Annotated in this window: 15 protein-coding genes and 1 pseudogene; 11 read left to right on the top strand and 5 right to left on the bottom strand. The window is 35.9% G+C overall.

Annotated features, from left to right (window positions below):
• The 9 genes and pseudogenes from SAGCYANO_RS32140 to SAGCYANO_RS32095 all read left to right on the top strand — a co-directional run.
• On the top strand, window positions 1-636 hold a 636-nt coding region (locus SAGCYANO_RS32140; protein ID WP_237396905.1), incomplete at its 5' end, for a Gfo/Idh/MocA family oxidoreductase.
• Between the two features lie 242 nt (window positions 637-878).
• Complete coding sequence (locus tag SAGCYANO_RS32135) at window positions 879-1757, top strand: radical SAM protein (RefSeq protein WP_202223782.1); 879 nt, start codon at window positions 879-881, stop codon at window positions 1755-1757.
• Window positions 1758-2387: 630 nt separating this feature from the next.
• Window positions 2388-3500 (top strand): photosystem II assembly protein, encoded by a 1113-nt coding sequence (locus tag SAGCYANO_RS32130; RefSeq protein WP_237396904.1) that lies wholly within the window; start codon window positions 2388-2390, stop codon window positions 3498-3500.
• A gap of 239 nt (window positions 3501-3739) precedes the next feature.
• Window positions 3740-3973 (top strand): hypothetical protein, encoded by a 234-nt coding sequence (locus SAGCYANO_RS32125; RefSeq protein WP_202223781.1) that lies wholly within the window; start codon window positions 3740-3742, stop codon window positions 3971-3973.
• 229 nt (window positions 3974-4202) lie between these two features.
• Window positions 4203-4733, top strand: a complete 531-nt coding sequence (locus SAGCYANO_RS32120) for an ion transporter (RefSeq protein WP_202223780.1) — start codon at window positions 4203-4205, stop codon at window positions 4731-4733.
• An 852-nt stretch (window positions 4734-5585) separates the two neighbouring features.
• Window positions 5586-5978: a RidA family protein gene (locus tag SAGCYANO_RS32115; protein WP_202223779.1), complete on the top strand. Its 393-nt coding sequence runs from the start codon at window positions 5586-5588 to the stop codon at window positions 5976-5978.
• Window positions 5979-7784: 1806 nt separating this feature from the next.
• Window positions 7785-11476 (top strand): annotated as a pseudogene (locus SAGCYANO_RS50840) (adenylate/guanylate cyclase domain-containing protein).
• Window positions 11466-11603, top strand: a complete 138-nt coding sequence (locus SAGCYANO_RS32100; protein WP_202223777.1) for a hypothetical protein — start codon at window positions 11466-11468, stop codon at window positions 11601-11603. Before SAGCYANO_RS50840 ends, SAGCYANO_RS32100 begins: the two are co-directional and overlap by 11 nt.
• Before the next feature lie 97 nt (window positions 11604-11700).
• Window positions 11701-11838, top strand: coding sequence for a hypothetical protein (locus SAGCYANO_RS32095; RefSeq protein ID WP_202223776.1), 138 nt, complete (start codon window positions 11701-11703; stop codon window positions 11836-11838).
• Window positions 11839-11932: 94 nt separating this feature from the next.
• Here the strand turns inward: SAGCYANO_RS32095 and SAGCYANO_RS46080 are convergent, their stop codons facing one another.
• Together SAGCYANO_RS46080 and ilvN are read right to left on the bottom strand one after the other, a co-directional pair.
• Window positions 11933-14572, bottom strand: a complete 2640-nt coding sequence (locus SAGCYANO_RS46080) for a cadherin domain-containing protein (protein WP_202223775.1) — start codon at window positions 14570-14572, stop codon at window positions 11933-11935.
• Between the two features lie 621 nt (window positions 14573-15193).
• Window positions 15194-15718, bottom strand: coding sequence for an acetolactate synthase small subunit (gene ilvN / locus SAGCYANO_RS32085; protein ID WP_202223774.1), 525 nt, complete (start codon window positions 15716-15718; stop codon window positions 15194-15196).
• Window positions 15719-16184: 466 nt separating this feature from the next.
• On the opposite strand from ilvN, the gene SAGCYANO_RS32080 reads away from it, so the two are divergent.
• Together SAGCYANO_RS32080 and SAGCYANO_RS32075 are read left to right on the top strand one after the other, a co-directional pair.
• Window positions 16185-17186 (top strand): RluA family pseudouridine synthase, encoded by a 1002-nt coding sequence (locus SAGCYANO_RS32080; RefSeq protein WP_202223773.1) that lies wholly within the window; start codon window positions 16185-16187, stop codon window positions 17184-17186.
• Window positions 17187-17359: 173 nt separating this feature from the next.
• Entirely contained in the window at window positions 17360-17506 is a 147-nt protein-coding gene (locus SAGCYANO_RS32075; RefSeq protein ID WP_202223772.1) for a hypothetical protein, read from the top strand.
• Between the two features lie 97 nt (window positions 17507-17603).
• Here SAGCYANO_RS32075 and SAGCYANO_RS32070 read toward each other — a convergent pair whose 3' ends face one another.
• The 3 genes from SAGCYANO_RS32070 to SAGCYANO_RS32060 form a co-directional block, all read right to left on the bottom strand.
• Entirely contained in the window at window positions 17604-18188 is a 585-nt protein-coding gene (locus tag SAGCYANO_RS32070) for a class I SAM-dependent methyltransferase (RefSeq protein ID WP_202223771.1), read from the bottom strand.
• Window positions 18189-18279: 91 nt separating this feature from the next.
• A complete protein-coding gene (locus SAGCYANO_RS32065; protein WP_202223770.1) occupies window positions 18280-18864 on the bottom strand; it encodes a class I SAM-dependent methyltransferase in 585 nt (194 codons plus the stop codon).
• 202 nt (window positions 18865-19066) lie between these two features.
• Window positions 19067-19654: a class I SAM-dependent methyltransferase gene (locus tag SAGCYANO_RS32060; RefSeq protein WP_202223769.1), complete on the bottom strand. Its 588-nt coding sequence runs from the start codon at window positions 19652-19654 to the stop codon at window positions 19067-19069.
• Between the last annotated feature and the right edge of the window lie 16 nt (window positions 19655-19670).

Below are 19670 nucleotides of genomic sequence, written 5' to 3'. Positions count from 1 at the left end.
GCTAAGAAAAATAAGCTATTGCACGTCGAACATATTGAGCTTCTTGGCGGTCTCCATAATGCTATCAAACAATCTTTATCAGCTATTGGTAAAGTCTTTTACGCTCGTTACATTACAATCAATTCTAAACAGCCAGCACCTGTAAAATGGACTTATCAGCCTTCATTATTTGGCTTTCCTTTTATGGGAGCGCTTTCTCGTTTGCATAGGTTTACCGATCTATTTGGTCAAGTTGATAATGTCAATTGCCAAAGTCAATTTTGGTACACTGAAGCAGACCTTTATAATGCTTGTTTGTGTAGTGCCCAGTTAAGATTTAGCAATGGTGTTATTGGGGAAAGTGTCTATGGCAAAGGTGAAACATTTTGGCTCTCAGAAAACACTTTTACTCTTTACGGGGAAGCAGGCACATTAATTTTTACTCCTAAACAAGGCCAACTATTGCAGGGAGAAAAAACACAAACTATAGAAGTGGGCGCGCGGCGTGGTTTATTTGCTAAAGATACAAAAATGGTAATTGAACATTTACTGGAGGGAACTCCTTTATATGTAACTCCAGAAGCAAGTTTGTATACGCTAAAAGTTGCTGAAGGGACTAGAAAAGCATCAGAAATAAATAAAATTATTAATCTATAAAAGAGGGAAGGAGTCAGGAGTCAGGAGTCAGGGAGTCAGCCCACCCTAACCCCTCCCAGGAGGAAGAAAGAAGAAGAAAGAGAAAGTTTTTTTTATCACTATGATATAAGTTCATAACTCATAGCTGATAGCTGATAGCTGAAAGCTGAATGCTTACATTTGATTTATGAGAATTTTAGCCTTTAAAATACTGAATTAATCTAGAATTTTGATAATTTTTAAATATTATTTTAGTATCTAATATGTTAGTAGTTCGTGAAAATTTTGGCAGTGCTAATGTTTATGCACAAAATGCTAAATCGATATTGAATAAAGCTAGTGGTTTTATTAAAGCTTATGACTTTACTTTAAATCCATATCGTGGTTGTCAATATGGTTGTAGCTATTGTTATGCGGCAGCTTTTAGCCCTAATGAAAAAATGAGAAATGAGTGGGGAAAATGGGTTGTGATTAAAGAAAACGCTGCGGAAGTTTTAGAGAAAGAATTATTGAAATGGGAGAAGAAAAATCCTGCTAAAGCTCCTAGTATTTATATGAGTAGTGTAACAGACCCCTATCAACCGATAGAATCTAAAACTCAATTAACTCGTAGATTATTAGAAGTAATGTTGGAATATAAACCAATTTTAGTTATCCAAACTCGTAGCCCAATGATAACTAGAGATATTGATATTTTACAGCGATTTAAACACCTAAGAATTAATATGAGTATCCCTACTGGTAGTGAAAAAGTTAGAAAAGATTTTGAGCCTCAAACCCCTAGTATTAAAGCTAGAGTTAATGCCATGAAAAAAATTAAAACAACAATTAATGATTTAACAGGTTATTTGCCTAAACTTTCTATTACTATTACTCCTTTACTGCCGACGTTGCCAGAAGAACAAGAAAATTTTATTAGACAACTAAATTTTGTAGATAGAGTTGTAATTCAAGAGTTTCATGCTAGTCATAAGCGTTCTCTCATAGCCAGCACTCGCAATGAGGCTATCGATATGAAAAAAAAGTATAGTTGGTGGTACGATAATGAAAATAACAATTATCAAAGTTTCAAATCTAAGTTAGTAGAAATACTGAGTGATGTAGAAATTAAAGAAGGTCAGGCAGGATTTACTTATGAATAATTAAATCGCCAATTTTTGGTATTTTATCAAGTTTTAGTTTGCCCTAAAACAAGGTAAAAATTCTCAAATTAATCAAATATTTAAAACTATTGAAAATTCAGGAGCTAAATTATCGCCCCTAGAAAAGTTTGATAGGGAAATACTTACAAAGTTTCAGGAATATTTACATCAGAACTTACGCAAATTGACTTTTAAACCACCATCTGTAGGGGCGAATAATATTCGCCTTCCTCATCTGTAGGGGTGAATGATATTCGCCCTCCCCATCTCTATAGCAAGAAACGAGTTGGTGTTTGACTTATGTTAATGATGAACCGTAAGACAGATAAATACTTTTTCCACTTCCACTGTTCCCTATTCCCTGTTCCCTATTCCCTATTCCCTGCTGTAGAGTCTCTGTGTAAGTCCTGTACATAACAAAGATAGATAAATCAACAGTTTAATCTAGGGATAAATTATCAAAATTCTCCCGCTAAAGTTAATACAAACACTAACAGGACTTACACAAAATATCAAATAATACACCATCTGTAGGGGCGAACGGCCGTTCACCCCTACTATATATGGTGGTTATGCGTAAGTCCTGACTAAATAATTGAGGAATTAAATAATTTCAGACAGAATTGACTAATGAAGAATTACATCACAAATTTTTGGCGTTCTCTCAAGTTTTGGTTTGCCCTAAAACAAGGCAAAAATGCTCAAGCTAATCAAATATTTAAAGCTATTCAAAATTCAGGAGTTAAATTATCACCCTTAGAAAAGTTGTATCAGGATAAGCTGAAATTTCAGGCATCTTTACATGACAAAGATAGAGAAATAAACAGTTTAACCGAGCATCTGAGAAAAGCTGTTTACAAATTAGATGAATTAGAATTAAAAGTTGATTTTGACGAGCCAGTAATTAGACGACTTGATGACTATATATTGACCCCAGAACCAAAATTTATTGATTTTGTCACGAATAGTTTTCAATTAATTGAAAAAGATGAAAATTTATTGCAATGTACTGGAATAAATGAACGGATATTTGAAGATTTTGAATCAAGTTTGGCAGAGTATATCAAAACCGAAATAGAAAGAATACCTGAAAAAAAACGAAAACTAGAATTAGAAAAAGCTAACAGAGATATAGAGTGGTTAAAGCGTGGAGCCGATCCAGATTATGGCTTCAACTTAACTCCTCATGTCTATTTTATGAAATATTTTTTAAATAATGTTTATTGTAATTATTTAGCTTGGTATTTTGTCTACAAAAGTGGATTATTACCAACAAAAATGAAGATATTAGATATTGCTGCTGGTCCGGGAACAGTAGCCTATGGATTAGCCTTATTTCTGCAAAGTAGTAGTGGCTTTTTAGTAAACCCTCCGATGCACATATCTTATTATTCCCTAGAAAAACAAGCTCAATTTCAGTATCGAGGTCTTCAGTTTTGGCGACAATATATAGAACAGCAAAGAATGCCAACTAATCTTTATTTTCGATTTGATACAACTGATATTTTGTCGTACAACGAGCAATCGAAAGTTTTGCCTCGAAGTTTCTTTGACTTTATAGTTATTTCTCATGGTTTATTTGCTGACCAAGCAGAAAAGAAAAAGTCTTTCGAGGTTTATCGAAAAATCTTTCAGGAAAGTTTGAGTAGTGATGGTTCTGTAATGTTAATTGTTCAAATAAATAAATTTTTTAAAGTTTATAATATGCAGCGCAAAGAAGATACGATCCAAGAAAAAAATTAGTTGAAAAGTTTGTTGAGGAATTAGGATTAAAATTAGAGTGGTATAAATATGTGACTTCAACAGGTATGAGAGAAGAAAGAGGAAATTTCTCAAAATTTGTCAAGACATTACCAGTTTTGAAATATATGAGTCCACTTCAACGTGAATATCTAGGACAAAATTATGACTCGCATCATATAATAGATGACTATATAATTCTCTGCAAAAAATGAAAATAACTCCAAAACTTATCTAGAAAAATGCTCTACAAAATTAAACGCCGAATATTTAAAATTATTGAGCTAGATAATCCCGGAGATACTTACAGCAAAACCTTCAAAATCTGCATCATCACATTGATTTTTATGAGTATTCTAGTTGTAATTATCTCCACAGTAGAAGAGATTTATCAGCAATACCAAACCTGGTTAGATAACTTTGAACTAATATCAGTAATTATATTTACCATAGAATATATTTTACCGAAAAATTAAGGTATAAAGCCTCTCCATTCATGGAGAAAAAAGCGGTCGAGGGATGGCGAGGAAACCTCTCCATATCCAATCGACCAAGAGAAGAAAAAAATCCTTTTAACCCAATCCTATCCATTTTCAAGGAGAGGTAATTCTAAATTCTAAATTCTAAATTCTAAATTCTTGAAGGGTTTGGTCATCCAATGTTGCTTCTGGATATAAACATCCAGTATGGGGAAGAATACGATTTATGGTTAAACCTTTAGCAATTATTGATTTAATCGCAATTCTTCCATTTTATTTACCATTATTTTGGCCAAATCTAATATTTACTCGTTCGTTTCGCTTATTTAGAATATTTCGATTATTCAAAATTGGTAGATATTCAACTACAGTCAAATTATTTGGTCAAGTTATCAAGTCAAAACAAGAAGAGATAGTTATTGCTTTATTTATTGGTTTAGTTTTATTAGTAACTTCTGCCAGTTTGATTTACTTCGCTGAAAATGAAGCTCAACCAGATAATTTTCCTCATATTCCTGCTGCTATGTGGTGGGGAATTATCACTTTAACTACTATAGGTTATGGAGATGTTTATCCTGTTACTCCTTTGGGTAGATTTTTAGGGGCGATCGTTGCATTAATAGGAGTTGGTATATTTGCTTTACCAGCAGGTATAGTTGCTTCTGGTTTTACTGAAGAAATAGAAAAAAAACGGGCTTCAAATCAAAATAAAAAATCTATAATTTGTCCCCATTGTGGTCAAAAAATAGATGAATAAGTAGGTCGGTGTTGAAAATTATCGTTATGAAAAGGCAGGAGGCAGAGGGTAGAAGGCAGAAAGGAAGAGAGTTTTTAGCAAATTTACTTTTCGTTACTAACTTGCTGTTTTTTTGCACCGTTCTACTTAATAGCAAGATGATGGCATTAAACAATTAATAATTAATAATTAATAATTAGGGCTTTTTGATTAAATCTAAAAGTCATTACAGATAAAAAATTAGTCTTTTAAGTATCAAAAAGTACGATTTTTTAGGTGTCTCAGGTTCAAAAACTTAGGATTTTGGTCAAGAGTTGGGCAGAAAAATCACTATATCTCATTCTTCCTACTATCTCCTCTATAATTCCCATTTATCCTGACTCCTGACTCCTACTTCAAAAGATTTTATACCGATGCTACCGGATTTGATATAACTACATTAGCATTCAGCTATTAGCTGTCAGCTCTCAGCTCTCATGAGGAAGTTTATATAAACAGGACTTACGCAAATTGACTTTTCAACCACCATTTGTAGGGGCGTTAGCGGCAGCTCTGCGCTAGCAAATGGCATTCGCCCTCCCTATATGTAGAGTCTCTGCGTAAGTCCTGATAAATATAGACTTTAAAGTAAACTTTGGTAGTAAGTATAAATTATACCTCAATTAGTAAAGCTTTTATCTCAAACTAAAGACAATAGCTGAATGCGAGCGCATCCCGCAGGGAAGTGCTGAAGTGCTGACAGCTAAATGCTTACCATTAAAGTTACAAAAACAGACTTTAATTATGCAATAATGCCAAATGGTGAAATGTATCAAGCTGAAAATTATTAGCCATCAACACCAAGCCATAATCAATTAACAAAAAAAACAAAATATGACAACCCGCAAAATAATCAAAACTGACAAAGCCCCCGAACCAGTTGGCCCATATAATCAAGCGATCGCTGCCACAGGTCAAATGATTTTCGTCTCCGGTCAAATAGCGATCGATACTAGAATCAATCAAATAGTCTACACCGAGGATGTAAGTAAACAAACAGAACAAGTTATGGCAAACCTAGAAGCTATACTCACCGAAGCAGGTGCCACTTGGTCAAATGTTGTCAAAACAACCGTATTCCTCAAAGATATGAACGACTTTGCCACCGTCAACGCCATTTACGGTAAATACTTCGACCCCGAAAATGCCCCTGCTCGTGCCTGTGTTGAAGTTGCTCGCTTACCCAAAGATGTACTTGTAGAAATTGACTGTATTGCAGTGAGATAAAGAGTTTACAGCGGTTTTCAAATTGATGAGCCACATCTTCACAAGCAAAATCTTGTAGCCCACATTCCGCACCACAAACATACTACAAGGGTATTTTTAACGAAGAATTTGGATTACAGCCTCTATTTTTGAGAATTTATATTAATAGCCTGTTTCAACAATGAATAATGAATAATGAATAATTACCTCTCCTTGAAAAGAAGAGGATTGACAAATTCATGAAAATTTTTCTTCTCTTGGTCGATTGGATATGGCGAGGAGACCTCGCCATCCCTCGACCGCTTATTATCCCCTTAAAAGGGGAGGCTTTAAACCACAATTTTTCGGTAATATGTATTTTTACCTTTGACACTCCACGGGATAAATCCGCGTGGATTCGTGACTAGGAGTTGTAAATCGGGTTAAAACCTCGATTTTCACATTGCTCGCAACAACCACATTGCCAGTACCGTACCGTAGTACGTATACAGCAGCAGTAGGGGCGATTCGCGAATCGCCCCTACTAGGCGGTGTCAATTGCCACTACTCTCTCCGGCCAAAAGACCATTGAGGCTACTTTTTAAGTTTAAGGTTAATTATAACACATTTTTTGACTACGGATTAAAATCCGCGCCCGTCGTTTCCATCCACCGCTTAAAAGACGGTGGTTTCCCACTTACCGAAATTTTACGATGATTTTCATAATTATTATCAGGCAAGGGTTTAAATGCTTAGTCTGGGATACTACATTTTGACGTGCGGAATGTGGGTTGTAGGGACGTTCCATGGAAGGTCCCTACTACAGTCTACCCCAATGAAAACCGCTCTAAACTAAGTGAAACACTTATCCCTGTTCTCTGTTCCCTGTTCCCTGTTCCCTGTTCCCTGTAATTGTGAATCCGGTTATATAGTATATGTTGATAATTCTATAATTACTTCAATATTTAATCTCCCCCACTCACCCACTCCCCTACTCCCCTACTCCCCCACCCCCCACTCCCCACTCCCCTCTTCCCCTCCCAGGAGGTTAGGGGTGGGTTCCCCACTCCCAACTATACCTATTACCCGAATATTAAAAGTAACAATTTATTTCTGAGTTATGGCCAATTTTTGACATTAAGATTTGAGAGTGTTAGAATATTATTAGTTTTTGACTATCGTGGGGCATCTTCATGTGTAATCTTCTCAAAATCAGGGATACACAAATATAAAACCAGAAAAAAACATCATCATTGATACAAATTATATCAGGAAATGTCTACTAGATCAGTGAATAGACTGGTAGATAACTCCCTGACATCTAAATATAAACAACTGTTAAATTGTTACCTTTGTCAATTTAATTAATTTTTAGTATGGGTGGTTTGAAAATAGAAAATAGGAGGATTTAAATGAAAAAAATTTAATATTTTAAAATTATTCAAGCCCACTCTACCTAAATTAAAACCACTATTCTCGTAGGAGAGAGAAAATCATTAATATTTATCGTCAACAGTTAGTATTAATTGATAATAACAATTATATTTATTACCCACAAATTAAATAGGAATCAAAACAATTTTATTTCAAAAAGTACACTATTAGATATACAGCGTATTCGGTGGTTTATGAAGTAGGGACTAGAATTCAACGTCTGTACAGAGCAGGGAGGAACGTTGCATGCAACGTCCGTACAGAGTAAGGAGTAGGAAAGAATATAGTTTTTCCAATCCTGAGTATGGGTGTTAAATAAGCTTTCATTATTTGGACTCTGAACTACTGTGCCACATTTACATGGAATCTGCTGTAAATTAATATACTCCCAGATCATCATAAACTTTGAAAATTATGAATGACCAAGATAAAACTAAAGAGGAATTGATTCAGGAGTTAATTGCTCTGCGCCAAACTGTAAGTGAACTAAAAACGGCAAATTCAAGCTGCATTTTAAATGAGCATCAGTTAAATATCATAATTGAAGACCGCACTGCAGCACTCAAAGAATCAAACGATCGCTTAGTGCAAGAAATAGTTCAACATCAGCAAACAGAAATAGCTCTAAAAGCAGCCCAAGAGCAATTAAAAACAGTTTTGGCAGCAGTACCAGGTACAGTATCTTGGGTTAGTTCAGATTTACGCTACATAGAAGTTAATCATCAGGTAGCTGAGATGTTCGGTATGCCTACAGAAGAATTTGCGGGCAAAAGTATTGGTTTTTTAGGAGCAGGTTCTGAGTTTAATAACTTTCTACAAGAATTTTTTGAAAGTTCAAATTTAGAAACAAGTCGTGAAATTACATCAATAGTTCATGGAGAACCTCGCAGCTATTTGATTGTAGCAGAAAAGTACAACAAAAACAAAGCTGCTTTTGTAGTAGGTATAGATATTACTGAACGCAAACAAGCAGAAAATGACCTAATAAATGCCAAAGAACAGTTACAAACAGTATTAGCAGCAGTACCAGGTACAGTATCTTGGATTAGTTCAGATTTATGTTATATAGAAGTCAATCAAAAGCTAGCTGATATTTTTGGTATACCCAGAGAAGAATTTATGGGTAAAAATATTGGTTTTTTAGGCACAAGTTCTGAATTTAATAAATTTGTTGAGAAGTTTTTTGCCAGTTCTGAATCTGAAATCACAGGTGAAATAGTATCACAAATTCATGGAGAACCTCGAAATTATTTAGTTGTAGCAGAAAAGTACAACAAAAACCAAGCTGCTTTTATAGTAGGCATAGATATTACCGAACGCAAACAAGCAGAACAAAATCTTTTAGCAGCTAAAGAAAAACTAGAAACAGCGTTAGAAGCAGTTCCTGGAATGGTTTCATGGATTAATTCAGACTTAACTTATATTGAAGTCAATCAACAATTAGCTGATATCTTTAACCGACCACGAACAGATTTTGTCGGCAAAGATATTGGTTTTATAGATAAAAGCTCTGAATTTAATACCTTAATTAAAGAATTTTTGCAAGTTATCAGCAGGAAATAACTTCTGAGATTATTTCAAATTACCACAATAAAACCAAAAATTATTTAATTGTTGCTCGCAAATATAATCACGATCAAGCTGCATTTGTTGTTGGTATTGATATTACCGAACGCAGACAAGCTGAATCAGACCTTGGAGCAACTCAAGAACAGTTAGGAGCTATTTTAGAAGCAGTACCAGGAATTGTTTCTTGGATTAGCTCAGATTTACACTACTTGGGAGTTAATAAACATTTAGCAGAAACTTACAATTTACCGAAAGAAGCTTTTATTGGTCAAAACATTGGCTTTCTCAAAGCCAGCCAAGAATTTACTGAATTTATGCGCCAATTTTTTGCTAGTCCCGCTCACGATGACTGTCGAGAAGTATCTGCTCATGTGAATGGCGTTGCTCGCAATTATTTAATTGTTTCCCAAAAATACGCTGGAGGAAAAGCAGCTTTTGCTGTAGGTATTGATATTAGCGAGCGCAAAGATGCAGAAGCAGCACTAAAACAAGCAGAAGAGAGATATCGTACTATCTTTGAAAATGCCGTCGAGGGAATTTTTCAAGCAACTCCCGATGGCTACTTCATCAGCGTTAACCCCGCATTAGCTAGAATTTATGGCTATGAATCTCCTGAAGAGATGATTACTAACCTTACCTCCTTACAACATCGACTTTACGGTAATCCAGAAAGCCGATCTCAACTTATGCAAATGCTACAGGAGCAAGATATTGTAGTTAACTATCAGTCACAAGTTTATCGCCGAGATAGTAGTCTGATCTGGACTTCTGAAAATGCTAGAGCTGTGCGAGACCGAGATGGTCAGTTAATTCGTTACGAAGGAACTGTTGAAGATATTACAGAACGTAAACAAGCACAAGAAGCTTTGCAAAGAGCTAATCAACAGTTAGAAACAAAGGTTGAGGAACGTACTGCTGCTCTCAAAGAATCAAATCGTTTGTTAATGATGGAAGTTACAGAGCGTCAACGAGTAGAAACCGCCTTAAGAAAATCAGAAGCGGAACTGCGGGTTTTGTTTGAGGCAATGACTGATGTAATTACTGTCTTCGATGCTAAAGGTAGATATGTCAAAATCTTATCTACTAATTCAGAAGTGTTATATAGTCCCATCAATGAATTGATTGGTAAAAGTGTTTATGAAGTTTTGCCACCTCAACAAGCAAACCTATTTATGATTAATATTCAGCGGGTGCTGAATACACATGAAACTGTTAATTTAGAATATAGTCTACTTGTAAATCCACAGAACGGCAATCTTCAAAAGCCTAACTCTCTATGGGGAATCTCATGCAAAGTTCCTAATTACAACAAATCTTCTAGCTCGCCTCCCTATCCCTATTCTCCTCTTCCTAATCCTAATGAAATTTGGTTTACTGCTAATATTTCACCATTACCAGATAACTGTGTGATTTGGGTGGCACGTAATATTACAGAACGCAAACGGGTACTAGATGCGCTACAACGAGCCGAGGAAAAATATCGTAGCATTTTTGAGAATACTGCAGAGGGTATATTTCAAACTTCCCCAGAAGGATATTTCATTAGTGCAAATCCTGCTTTAGTCAAGATGTATGGTTGTTCCTCAGAAACAGAGTTGAAAAATCAGATGACTGACATTAGCCAACAACTATATGTTAAGCCAAATCGTCGCTCTGAGTTTATTGTTGCCCTTGAAAAAGATGGTTCTATATCATCCTTTGAATCAGAGGCTTATCGTGTTGATGGTAGTATAATCTGGATTTCTGAAAATGCTCGTGTAGTTCGTAATGTTGAGGGAGAAATACTTTACTATGAAGGTACAATTCAAGATATTACAAAACGTAAGTCTGCAGAGAGGGCGCTCAGATTAGAACAAGAAAAATCTGACCGTTTATTGTTGAATATTTTGCCTGCAAAGATTGCCGAAAAATTAAAACAAAATCAACATCCAATTGCTAAACGGTTTGAAAATGTGACTATTTTGTTTGCTGATATTGTCGATTTTACTGGTTTTTCAGCTCGGATACCTCCTAATCAATTAGTTGATATGCTCAATCGAATTTTCTCAGCTTTCGATCAATTGACTGAAAAACATGATTTAGAAAAAATTAAAACTATCGGAGATTCTTATATGGTTGTTGGTGGTTTACCCGCAGCTAGAGACGACCACGCAGAAGCGATCGCTGAAATGGCAATAGATATGCAGCAGGCAATTCCTAAGTTTTTAAATGACTTGGGAAAACCTTTCCAAATTCGGATTGGTATTAATACTGGAACTGTTGTAGCAGGAGTAATTGGTACTAAAAAGTTTATTTATGATTTGTGGGGCGATACAGTTAACGTGGCATCTCGAATGGAAGCAAGTGGAATACCTGGAAAAATTCAAGTTACCCAAGCTACTTATCAACTCTTAAAAGATAAATATTTATTAGAACCACGGGGAAATATTTCGGTTAGAGGTAGAGGAGAAATGGTTACTTATTGGCTTCAAGGTAGAATGGAAAATAGTGAAAAAAGTCCGGTCTTTTCGCACAAAAATCATTTGCTTGAGGGGTAGATGGGTAGATGGGGAGATGGGGAGATGGGAACCCACCCCTAACCCCTCCGAGGAGGGGAATATCGAGAAATATTTGGTAATGGTTGAAGATGGAACATTTTTTACGTGCCGAATTAAACGGATTTGATATTACTTCTAATATCATGTCCGGTAGCATCGGTATTGTATAGAGAAGGTAGGGAAGAAGTAGGGGCGTTTTGCTCCGCAACATATAAAGCGGAGCTATGCGTCAGCAAACGGCCGAAAGCTTGCACATAACTATCGTTAACGCCCCTACAAGAGAAGGAAAAACTTTGTATGACGATAGATATTTCCCCAACTTTTACACAAACGATACCAACGGACACGATATGACTTCATAGTCGTGGTGGATGGTGGCTAAAATGCTCACCATACCTTTACCAAAATCATCAAATGCACCACTACTATAAAATAAATTCAGAATAAACTAGAGGTTTATACAAAAGAAAAATCACTGCTATTCAAATCCATATTTCTAACATTCCTGACAATACCAACCAAATCATCATTATTGTAGATAGCAGTTCCTGTTGGCAATCCAGAAACATTTTCTTCTAATGTATAGTCACCACTACTTCCAGATAGTTGAATTTGATCGCCTTGATCACCATTGAAAGTCTCAATCCGAGCATAATCCTTTACACCATTTCCAATGTAGTAAACTTGACTATCATCCCCTAAGATAAATAGATCGGCATCAGCACTGCCCTGCAAAACATCTCTCTCATTATAACCAGGTTGAGCAGAAGTTATATCTACTCCTATAAGAGTATCGTTACCAGAACCACCTCTGAGCTGATCGTTTCCAAGACCACCATTCAGTAGATCATCACCTGGGCGCCCAATGAGTACATCATTGCCACCTTCACCGTTGATAAAATCGTTACCTATTGTGCCACGCATACGGTCGTTCCTGTCACCTCCGTACATAGTACGGAAGTTTTCAAGCTCAGGTGGAGTCTCATCCACATCACTGAGATTAATAGTCAACTGTTGATTGAAACTTTCACCACCATCATCAGTAGTGCGCACAGTAATATTATGAGTCTCATCACTTTCAAAGTCTAATTTAGAACCATCAGCAACTACTATTTGGTCTCCATCTAGAGCAAAACGACCATTAGCATCATTTAATAATTCATAAGTGTGAGTATCACCAGCATCAGAGTCAGAAGTAGTTAGATTACCCACCACTGTATTATTGTTACTATTTTCGGCAATGGTATCGTTATCTATTTCTACTGCTGTGGGGGCGCTATTAGGTGGAGTCTCATCCACATTACTTACATTAATAGTTAAACGTTGCTCAAAACTTTCACCACCATCATCAGTAGTGCGCACAGTAATATTATGAGTCTCATTACTTTCAAAGTCTAATTTAGAACCATCAGCAACTACTATTTGGTCTCCATCCAGAGCAAAACGACCATTAGCATCATTTAATAATTCATAAGTGTGAGTATCACCAGCATCAGAGTCAGAAGTAGTTAGATTACCCACCACTGTATTATTATTACTATTTTCGGCAATGGTATCGTTATCTATTTCTACTGCTGTGGGGGCGCTATTAGGTGGGGTCTCATCCACATTACTTACATTAATAGTCAACCGTTGATTGAAACTTTCACCACCATCATCAGTAGTGCGCACAGTAATATTATGAGTCTCATTACTTTCAAAGTCTAATTTAGAACCATCAGCAACTACTATTTGGTCTCCATCCAGAGCAAAACGACCATTAGCATCATTTAATAATTCATAAGTGTGAGTATCACCAGCATCAGAGTCAGAAGTAGTTAGATTACCCACCACTGTATTATTATTACTATTTTCGGCAATGGTATCGTTATCTATTTCTACTGCTGTGGGGGCGCTATTAGGTGGGGTCTCATCCACATTACTTACATTAATAGTCAACCGTTGATTGAAACTTTCACCACCATCATCAGTAGTGCGCACAGTAATATTATGAGTCTCATTACTTTCAAAGTCTAATTTAGAACCATCAGCAACTACTATTTGGTCTCCATCCAAAGCAAAACGACCATTAGCATCATTTAATAATTCATAAGTGTGAGTATCACCAGCATCAGAGTCAGAAGTAGTTAGATTACCCACCACTGTATTATTGTTACTATTTTCGGCAATAGTATCGTTATCTATTTCTACTGCTGTGGGGGCGCTATTGGTGGGAGTAGATGAAGGTAAATTGTCACTGACTACATCTTGTTTGACGTTTTCGGAACCAACAGTAACTTCATAAGTTGCTGTATCATCTGCCTGACCATCCCCATCGAGATCCCCAGAGAATGTTACATCGTAAGTCGCATTTGGGTCTACATCTAAACTATAACCACCTGACTCCCAAGTTGTTGTGGTAAAAGTATTAGCACTATTTTCTGTATCAACCGCTGTAACTGTTATTCCGCCTATTCCTTCACCAACTGTATAGAAATCGTCATCAGTGACTGCATCAGTGTAGGCAACACCTGTGATAAATGGGCCACTCGCTGCCGAATAAGCAAAGTTTTGGGCACTCATCACTGCGTTGAAAGTTCTACCACCAGAAGTCAACCGTCCCTGTAGTGAAGAAATTCCAATTTCCTGGAAGTCATCATTCATCAGAGTTACACGATGTCCTCTGTTACGGTAGTCTTTGTCAATAAACAAGTTTTCGTAGTTTCTCCTCACAAAAGTAGTGAGGTTGGGCGTACCTGTTGTTCCTAACCAAGCAAGGTTTTCCCCATTACCAGAGGGGTTTGTGAATGTGTAGCCCGCAGCTTGCATACGTTGTCTGGAGTTTGTACCACCTTCTCCTCTGTGTTGAAACTTGTTCTCATCTAGTAACCATTGAGCGTGATCTTCAGTAGCAGTATTCAGGTTGAGATTAAATGCTAGAGGTTGTTTTGCATCAGTGGTGATTGTATCTCGTGCGCGAACTCCTTGATTTAGGTCTCCATCTCTTCCATTTATTCCATCTAGATAACGATCTGCTTCTGCTTGAGGATTTGCTCGACCTCTGTTGATCAATTCGAGCATATATTGGTCTTGAGCGGAAGGAAGTGTAGTAGCCATGGTTTGTTGTGTTGTAAATTTAAACTGCAGTACTTGAAAAACAGGGATTATTTCCCTTGTTAATTCAGGTTTTTAGTAATTAAATATTGCCCGAAAAATCAGCAAAATCATGTAGTTTAAATTCATAATTAATTGAAACAATTTAACTACTTGTTTTGTGTTTTAATAACAAGCGATTATTTAATTTACTATCCAGTTTTACATGAGACTTTGTAAAGTTCCGGGAGTAATTTTGCAAGATAAAAAAGTTAGTAATTTTGTATTAAGTGAAAAAACTATTGTTCGATTTTTTTTTAAGCTAAAAATCGTATTTTGACGAGTCTTAGGGTGGGATATCCTTGAGGAGATTGTTATTTGATTTATTTAATAAACAAAAAAACTTTTGAATAAAAAAAGTAATTACTTCTAATGAGGTTGCACTCAAAAAAGGAGTAATTACTTAAGATAAGATATTTAATTGAAAATAACTAGAATTAGGATAAAAATTAAATCAGTAAAATATCAAGGGAAATTAGGTTCTGAAAAAAACAAGTCATAGTCTTGAAACTGAGAGAAAAGCTTAAATTTCCATTCCCTATCCTATAGGATTAACCCTTTCCTAATTTACATCCTAGAAAATACTTACATTTTTACTTCCAAAGCTCTCAATTTTAGGAACTCAGTATTAACTCCAGACTCACGAGTTAAAGCTATTTTGCCTGTCCTAGCAATTTCACGGATACCGTATTTAGCAAGCATTTGGACAATGGCAACCATTTTTCCTGGGTCTCCTACTACTTCAATAGTTAATGAGTCGTCACCTAAGTCTACTACCCGCGCCCGAAAAATATTTGCAATCTCAACCACTTCCGATCGCATATTTGTAGTAGCATTAATCTTGATTAACATTAACTCTCGTTCCACACAAGGAATAGCAGTAATATCTTGTACTTTCAAAACATTAATCAACTTATATAGTTGCTTGGTCAACTGTTCGATAACACGGTCGTCCCCAGGCACCACCATTGTAATTCTAGAAACACCAGATTGTTCTGCTGGGCCAACCGCCAGACTTTCAATATTAAAACCACGACGGGCAAATAAACCAGCAATACGGGTCAAAACTCCCGCTTCGTCTTCAACTAAAACAGAAAGAGTATGTTTCATTCTCTAAATCAGTAGATTTTTTGGCCAACCTATAGCGCTACGCGTAAGTTAGAAGTCAAAAGTCAAAAGTTAAAAGTCAAAAGTTAAAAGTCATTCCTGACTAACTTTGAGCTGCTTGGTGCGCGTTCCCGAAAAGGAGTCAGCATTCCCTCTCTTGGTCGGCGTTCCCATGGCGAGGAGACCTCGCCGGGTTCCGACCGCTTGAGACTAAGGTCGTCGTGGGGTCGCATCCGCATTTATCTAACCTATTTGCGTAGTGCTATATTTGATATTTTGTTATTTTATACTTAAGTTTAGGTTTAATCGGGTTTTTATCCCAAGAACAATTTTTACCGAAAAATTCTGGTCTAAAGCCTCCTGTCCTTTTAATGGGATAACATAAAGAGAATATTTCAGATTTCAAGCCTCCTTATTCCAGAGGTACTGATAACTGATAACTGATAACTGATAACTGAAATGACAAGTTATGGCTGATGAAGGTTCAATAATTTTAGAAGTAAAGAGTAAGAGTGAATTTGTCAAGCAAATAAGTCAGCGTTTGGATGTCTGGATATCTGAGCAAATACCTGATATCTCGCGATCGCATATTCAAAAGTTAATATCCCAAGGTAATGTGAAAATAAACGACCAACTCTGCACTTCTAAAAAAGTAATAGTACAGTATGGCGATCGGATTATTTTAACTATTCCCCCACCAGTACCTTTAGAAATAGAAGCTAATGATATTCCTCTGGATATTCTCTACGAAGATGATGCTTTATTAATTATCAACAAACCAGCAGGTTTAGTTGTACATCCAGCTCCCGGACATTCTGAAGGTACTTTGGTGAATGCACTTTTAGCTCATTGTGATTCTTTGGCGGGTATTGGTGGGGTGCAACGACCTGGTATTGTGCATCGTTTGGATAAGGATACCACCGGAGCAATAATGGTGGCGAAAACAGACCAAGCGTATCAACATTTGCAGGCACAGTTGCAAGCAAAAACAGCAAGGCGGGAATATTTAGGAGTGGTTTATGGTAGTCCGAAAACAGATAGTGGCAAAATAGACCTACCTATTGGTCGTCATCGGGTAGACCGTAAAAAAATGGCAGTGACACCAGTAGAAAGAGGCGGAAAAGTCGCCGTTACTCATTGGGAAGTTCAGGAACGTTTGGGGAATTTTTCCATGATGTTGTTTCGGTTAGAGACTGGGCGGACTCATCAAATTCGGGTTCACAGTGCTAAAATAGGGTATCCTATAGTGGGCGATACTATTTATGGAAAAGGTCGTTCGGTAGGAGTCAATTTAACTGGTCAAGCACTTCATGCTTGGCGACTAGAGTTACAACATCCGGTTTCTGGAGAGTTAATTTCAGCGATCGCTCCTTTACCAGAAGATTTTCTCACTTTAGTTGAGGTTTTGCGTAGACGTTCTGGGTTAGAAGTCAAAAGTCAAAAGTCAAAATTCAAAAGTATTGATTGCTAAAGTTATAATATCGTAGGTTGGGTTAAGCGCTAGCGCAGCCCAACAAACTCCTTTTGTCTGTTGGGTTTATCCTTGGGATCGGCTTCCCTACGGAATGCGGAGCAAATGCTAATGTTCCTCAGCCCAACCCACAAAAACTAATTTTTTTATTTATATAATCTCAGGAGAAAATTATGGATCGTGGAAAAATTGTGGCTATTATTACTGGAGCTATTTCTATAGCTTTAGCGATCGCCTATTTAATTATTGTACAACTACTAGATTTTAGAGGTAGTGAAATGATACCTGCCCCCACTTCAATCATACCTTTCTTATTTTAAAAAAATATAGTCTTTTAGAAGTAGTGATATTAGTTCAGTACATCCTTTTAATTATCAGGAGGTAAACTAAAAATCACTACTTAATTTATAATTCAATTTAATTGTTTTGCTCAACATAAATCATCCGAGTTCTGATATCAATACCTTGGCTTGAAGAAGTCCAACCTATAATAAAATAATCTTCGATGGCATCTTCAATTGTAATTTTTGAATGGTCATAAACCGGAACAACAAAGTTTTTAATATATTCCTCTGTCATCTCATCAAGACTGATGATAATAGCTTGACGGGCAATTCGATAAATATGCTCAATTGCTGTTTTAGCATCTTCGACAAAATGCAATGAACTTAAACAAAAAACAAAATCATAAGACTGAGAATCAATTTCAGCTAAAGCAGTTTCAATAGATTTGTGAATAGTTTTATAACCTCTTTTAGCTGCATAATCCAGCATCTTACCTGAAATATCAACCCCTGTATATTCAAAACTTCCTTGTAATAATTCACTTAAAAGTCCAGTTCCACAAGCAATATCTAAAATACTACCTTGATGATGATTGTATTTTTGGAAGATTTTCAACATCTCATTATGCAGATTTGCATTAGACTGTCTCTTTGCCACATCATCATATTTTGCAGCATAATTATCATAAAATTCTTCCGCGGAAATTTTATTTACCATGATTTATAGTTCAAAATTGACTTATCTTTTCCATTCCATATAATCTAATTAATCCACAACATTAAACGTTAAATATTATTAAACCATTACTTTAGTTTTTTGGTTCAATATAAATCATGCGAGTTCGGATATCAATACCTTGGCTTGAAGAAGTCCAACCTATAATAAAATAATCTTCGATGGCATCTTCAATTGTAATTTTTGAATGGTCATAAACCGGAACAACAAAGTTTTTAATATATTCCTCTGTCAATTCATTAATGCTGATTATAATAGCTTTGCGGGAAATCCGATAAATATGTTCAATTGCAGTTTGAGCATCTTCAACAAAATACAATGAACCTAAACAAAAAACAAAATCATAGGACTGGGAATCAATTTCAGCCAAAGCAGTTTCTATCGGTTTATGGATAGTTTTATAACCTCTTTGGACTGCATAATCTAGCATATTAGCTGAGACATCAATACCTGTATATTTAAAATCCCCTTGTAATAATTCACTTAGAAACCCTGTTCCACAACCAATATCTAAAATACTGCCTTGATGATGATTGTATTGATAAAAAATTTTAGCTGCCTCATTATGAAACTTTAGATTACTCCTAGCCTTTGCCAAATCATCATACTTAGCAGAATAATCATCATGAAACTCTTCAGCAGAAATTTTATTTACCATAATTTATAGCTCAAAATTGACTTAGATTTTCCATCCCATATAATCTAATTAATCCGCAACATTAAACGTTAAATATTATTAAACAATTACCGAAAAATCGTGGGTATGCGCCTCCCCTTTTAAGAGGATAAAAGAAAGAGAATTCCGTATTTTCGTAGCTTCCTTATTGCAGAGGTACTGATAACCGATAACTGAAAAAACCTTAGTTTTTCTGTTCAAAATAAATCATGCGAGTTCGGATATCAATACCTTGGCTTGAAGAAGTCCAGCCTATAATAAAATAATCTTCGATGGCATCTTCAACTAAAATTTTTGAATGGTCATAAACCGGAACAGTAAAGTTTTTAATATATTCCTCTGTCAATTCATCAATGCTGATTATAATAGCTTTGCGGGAAATCCGATAAATATGTTCAATTGCAGTTTGAGCATCTTCAACAAAATACAATGAACCTAAACAAAAAACAAAATCATACGACTGGGAATCAATTTCAGCCAAAGCAGTTTCTATGGGTTTATGGATAGTTTTATAACCTCTTTTAGCTGCATAATCTAGCATATTAGCTGAAATATCAATCCCTGTATATTCAAAATTTCCCTGCAATAATCCACTTAGAAACCCTGTTCCACAACCTATATCTAAAATCTTACCTTGATGATAATTGTGTCGATGGAATATTTTGACCGCCTCATTCAAATGCTGTGCATTACACTTACCCTTAAACACAACATCATCATATTTGATAGCATAATTATCATAAAATTCTTCGGCGGAAACTTTATTCAGCATAGTTTATATTTCAATA

Source organism: Okeania sp. KiyG1 (assembly GCF_014132355.1).
Taxonomy (GTDB): domain Bacteria; phylum Cyanobacteriota; class Cyanobacteriia; order Cyanobacteriales; family Microcoleaceae; genus Okeania.
The sequence above is the reverse complement of the archived record's forward strand: the minus strand, read 5'-3'. Positions and strand labels throughout refer to the sequence as shown.

Excerpts from the sequence above, each read along its gene's own strand:
- SAGCYANO_RS32065 (WP_202223770.1), bottom strand. The coding sequence starts at position 18,864 with ATGGTAAATAAAATTTCTGCTGAAGAGTTTCATGATGATTATTCTGCT.
- SAGCYANO_RS32115 (WP_202223779.1), top strand. The coding sequence starts at position 5,586 with ATGACAACCCGCAAAATAATCAAAACTGACAAAGCCCCCGAACCAGTT.
- SAGCYANO_RS32120 (WP_202223780.1), top strand. The coding sequence starts at position 4,203 with ATGGTTAAACCTTTAGCAATTATTGATTTAATCGCAATTCTTCCATTT.
- ilvN (WP_202223774.1), bottom strand. The coding sequence starts at position 15,718 with ATGAAACATACTCTTTCTGTTTTAGTTGAAGACGAAGCGGGAGTTTTG.
- SAGCYANO_RS32075 (WP_202223772.1), top strand. The coding sequence starts at position 17,360 with ATGGATCGTGGAAAAATTGTGGCTATTATTACTGGAGCTATTTCTATA.
- SAGCYANO_RS32135 (WP_202223782.1), top strand. The coding sequence starts at position 879 with ATGTTAGTAGTTCGTGAAAATTTTGGCAGTGCTAATGTTTATGCACAA.
- SAGCYANO_RS32070 (WP_202223771.1), bottom strand. The coding sequence starts at position 18,188 with ATGGTAAATAAAATTTCCGCGGAAGAATTTTATGATAATTATGCTGCA.
- SAGCYANO_RS32060 (WP_202223769.1), bottom strand. The coding sequence starts at position 19,654 with ATGCTGAATAAAGTTTCCGCCGAAGAATTTTATGATAATTATGCTATC.
- SAGCYANO_RS32080 (WP_202223773.1), top strand. The coding sequence starts at position 16,185 with ATGGCTGATGAAGGTTCAATAATTTTAGAAGTAAAGAGTAAGAGTGAA.
- SAGCYANO_RS32125 (WP_202223781.1), top strand. The coding sequence starts at position 3,740 with ATGCTCTACAAAATTAAACGCCGAATATTTAAAATTATTGAGCTAGAT.
- SAGCYANO_RS32095 (WP_202223776.1), top strand. The coding sequence starts at position 11,701 with ATGCGTCAGCAAACGGCCGAAAGCTTGCACATAACTATCGTTAACGCC.
- SAGCYANO_RS46080 (WP_202223775.1), bottom strand. The coding sequence starts at position 14,572 with ATGGCTACTACACTTCCTTCCGCTCAAGACCAATATATGCTCGAATTG.
- SAGCYANO_RS32130 (WP_237396904.1), top strand. The coding sequence starts at position 2,388 with ATGAAGAATTACATCACAAATTTTTGGCGTTCTCTCAAGTTTTGGTTT.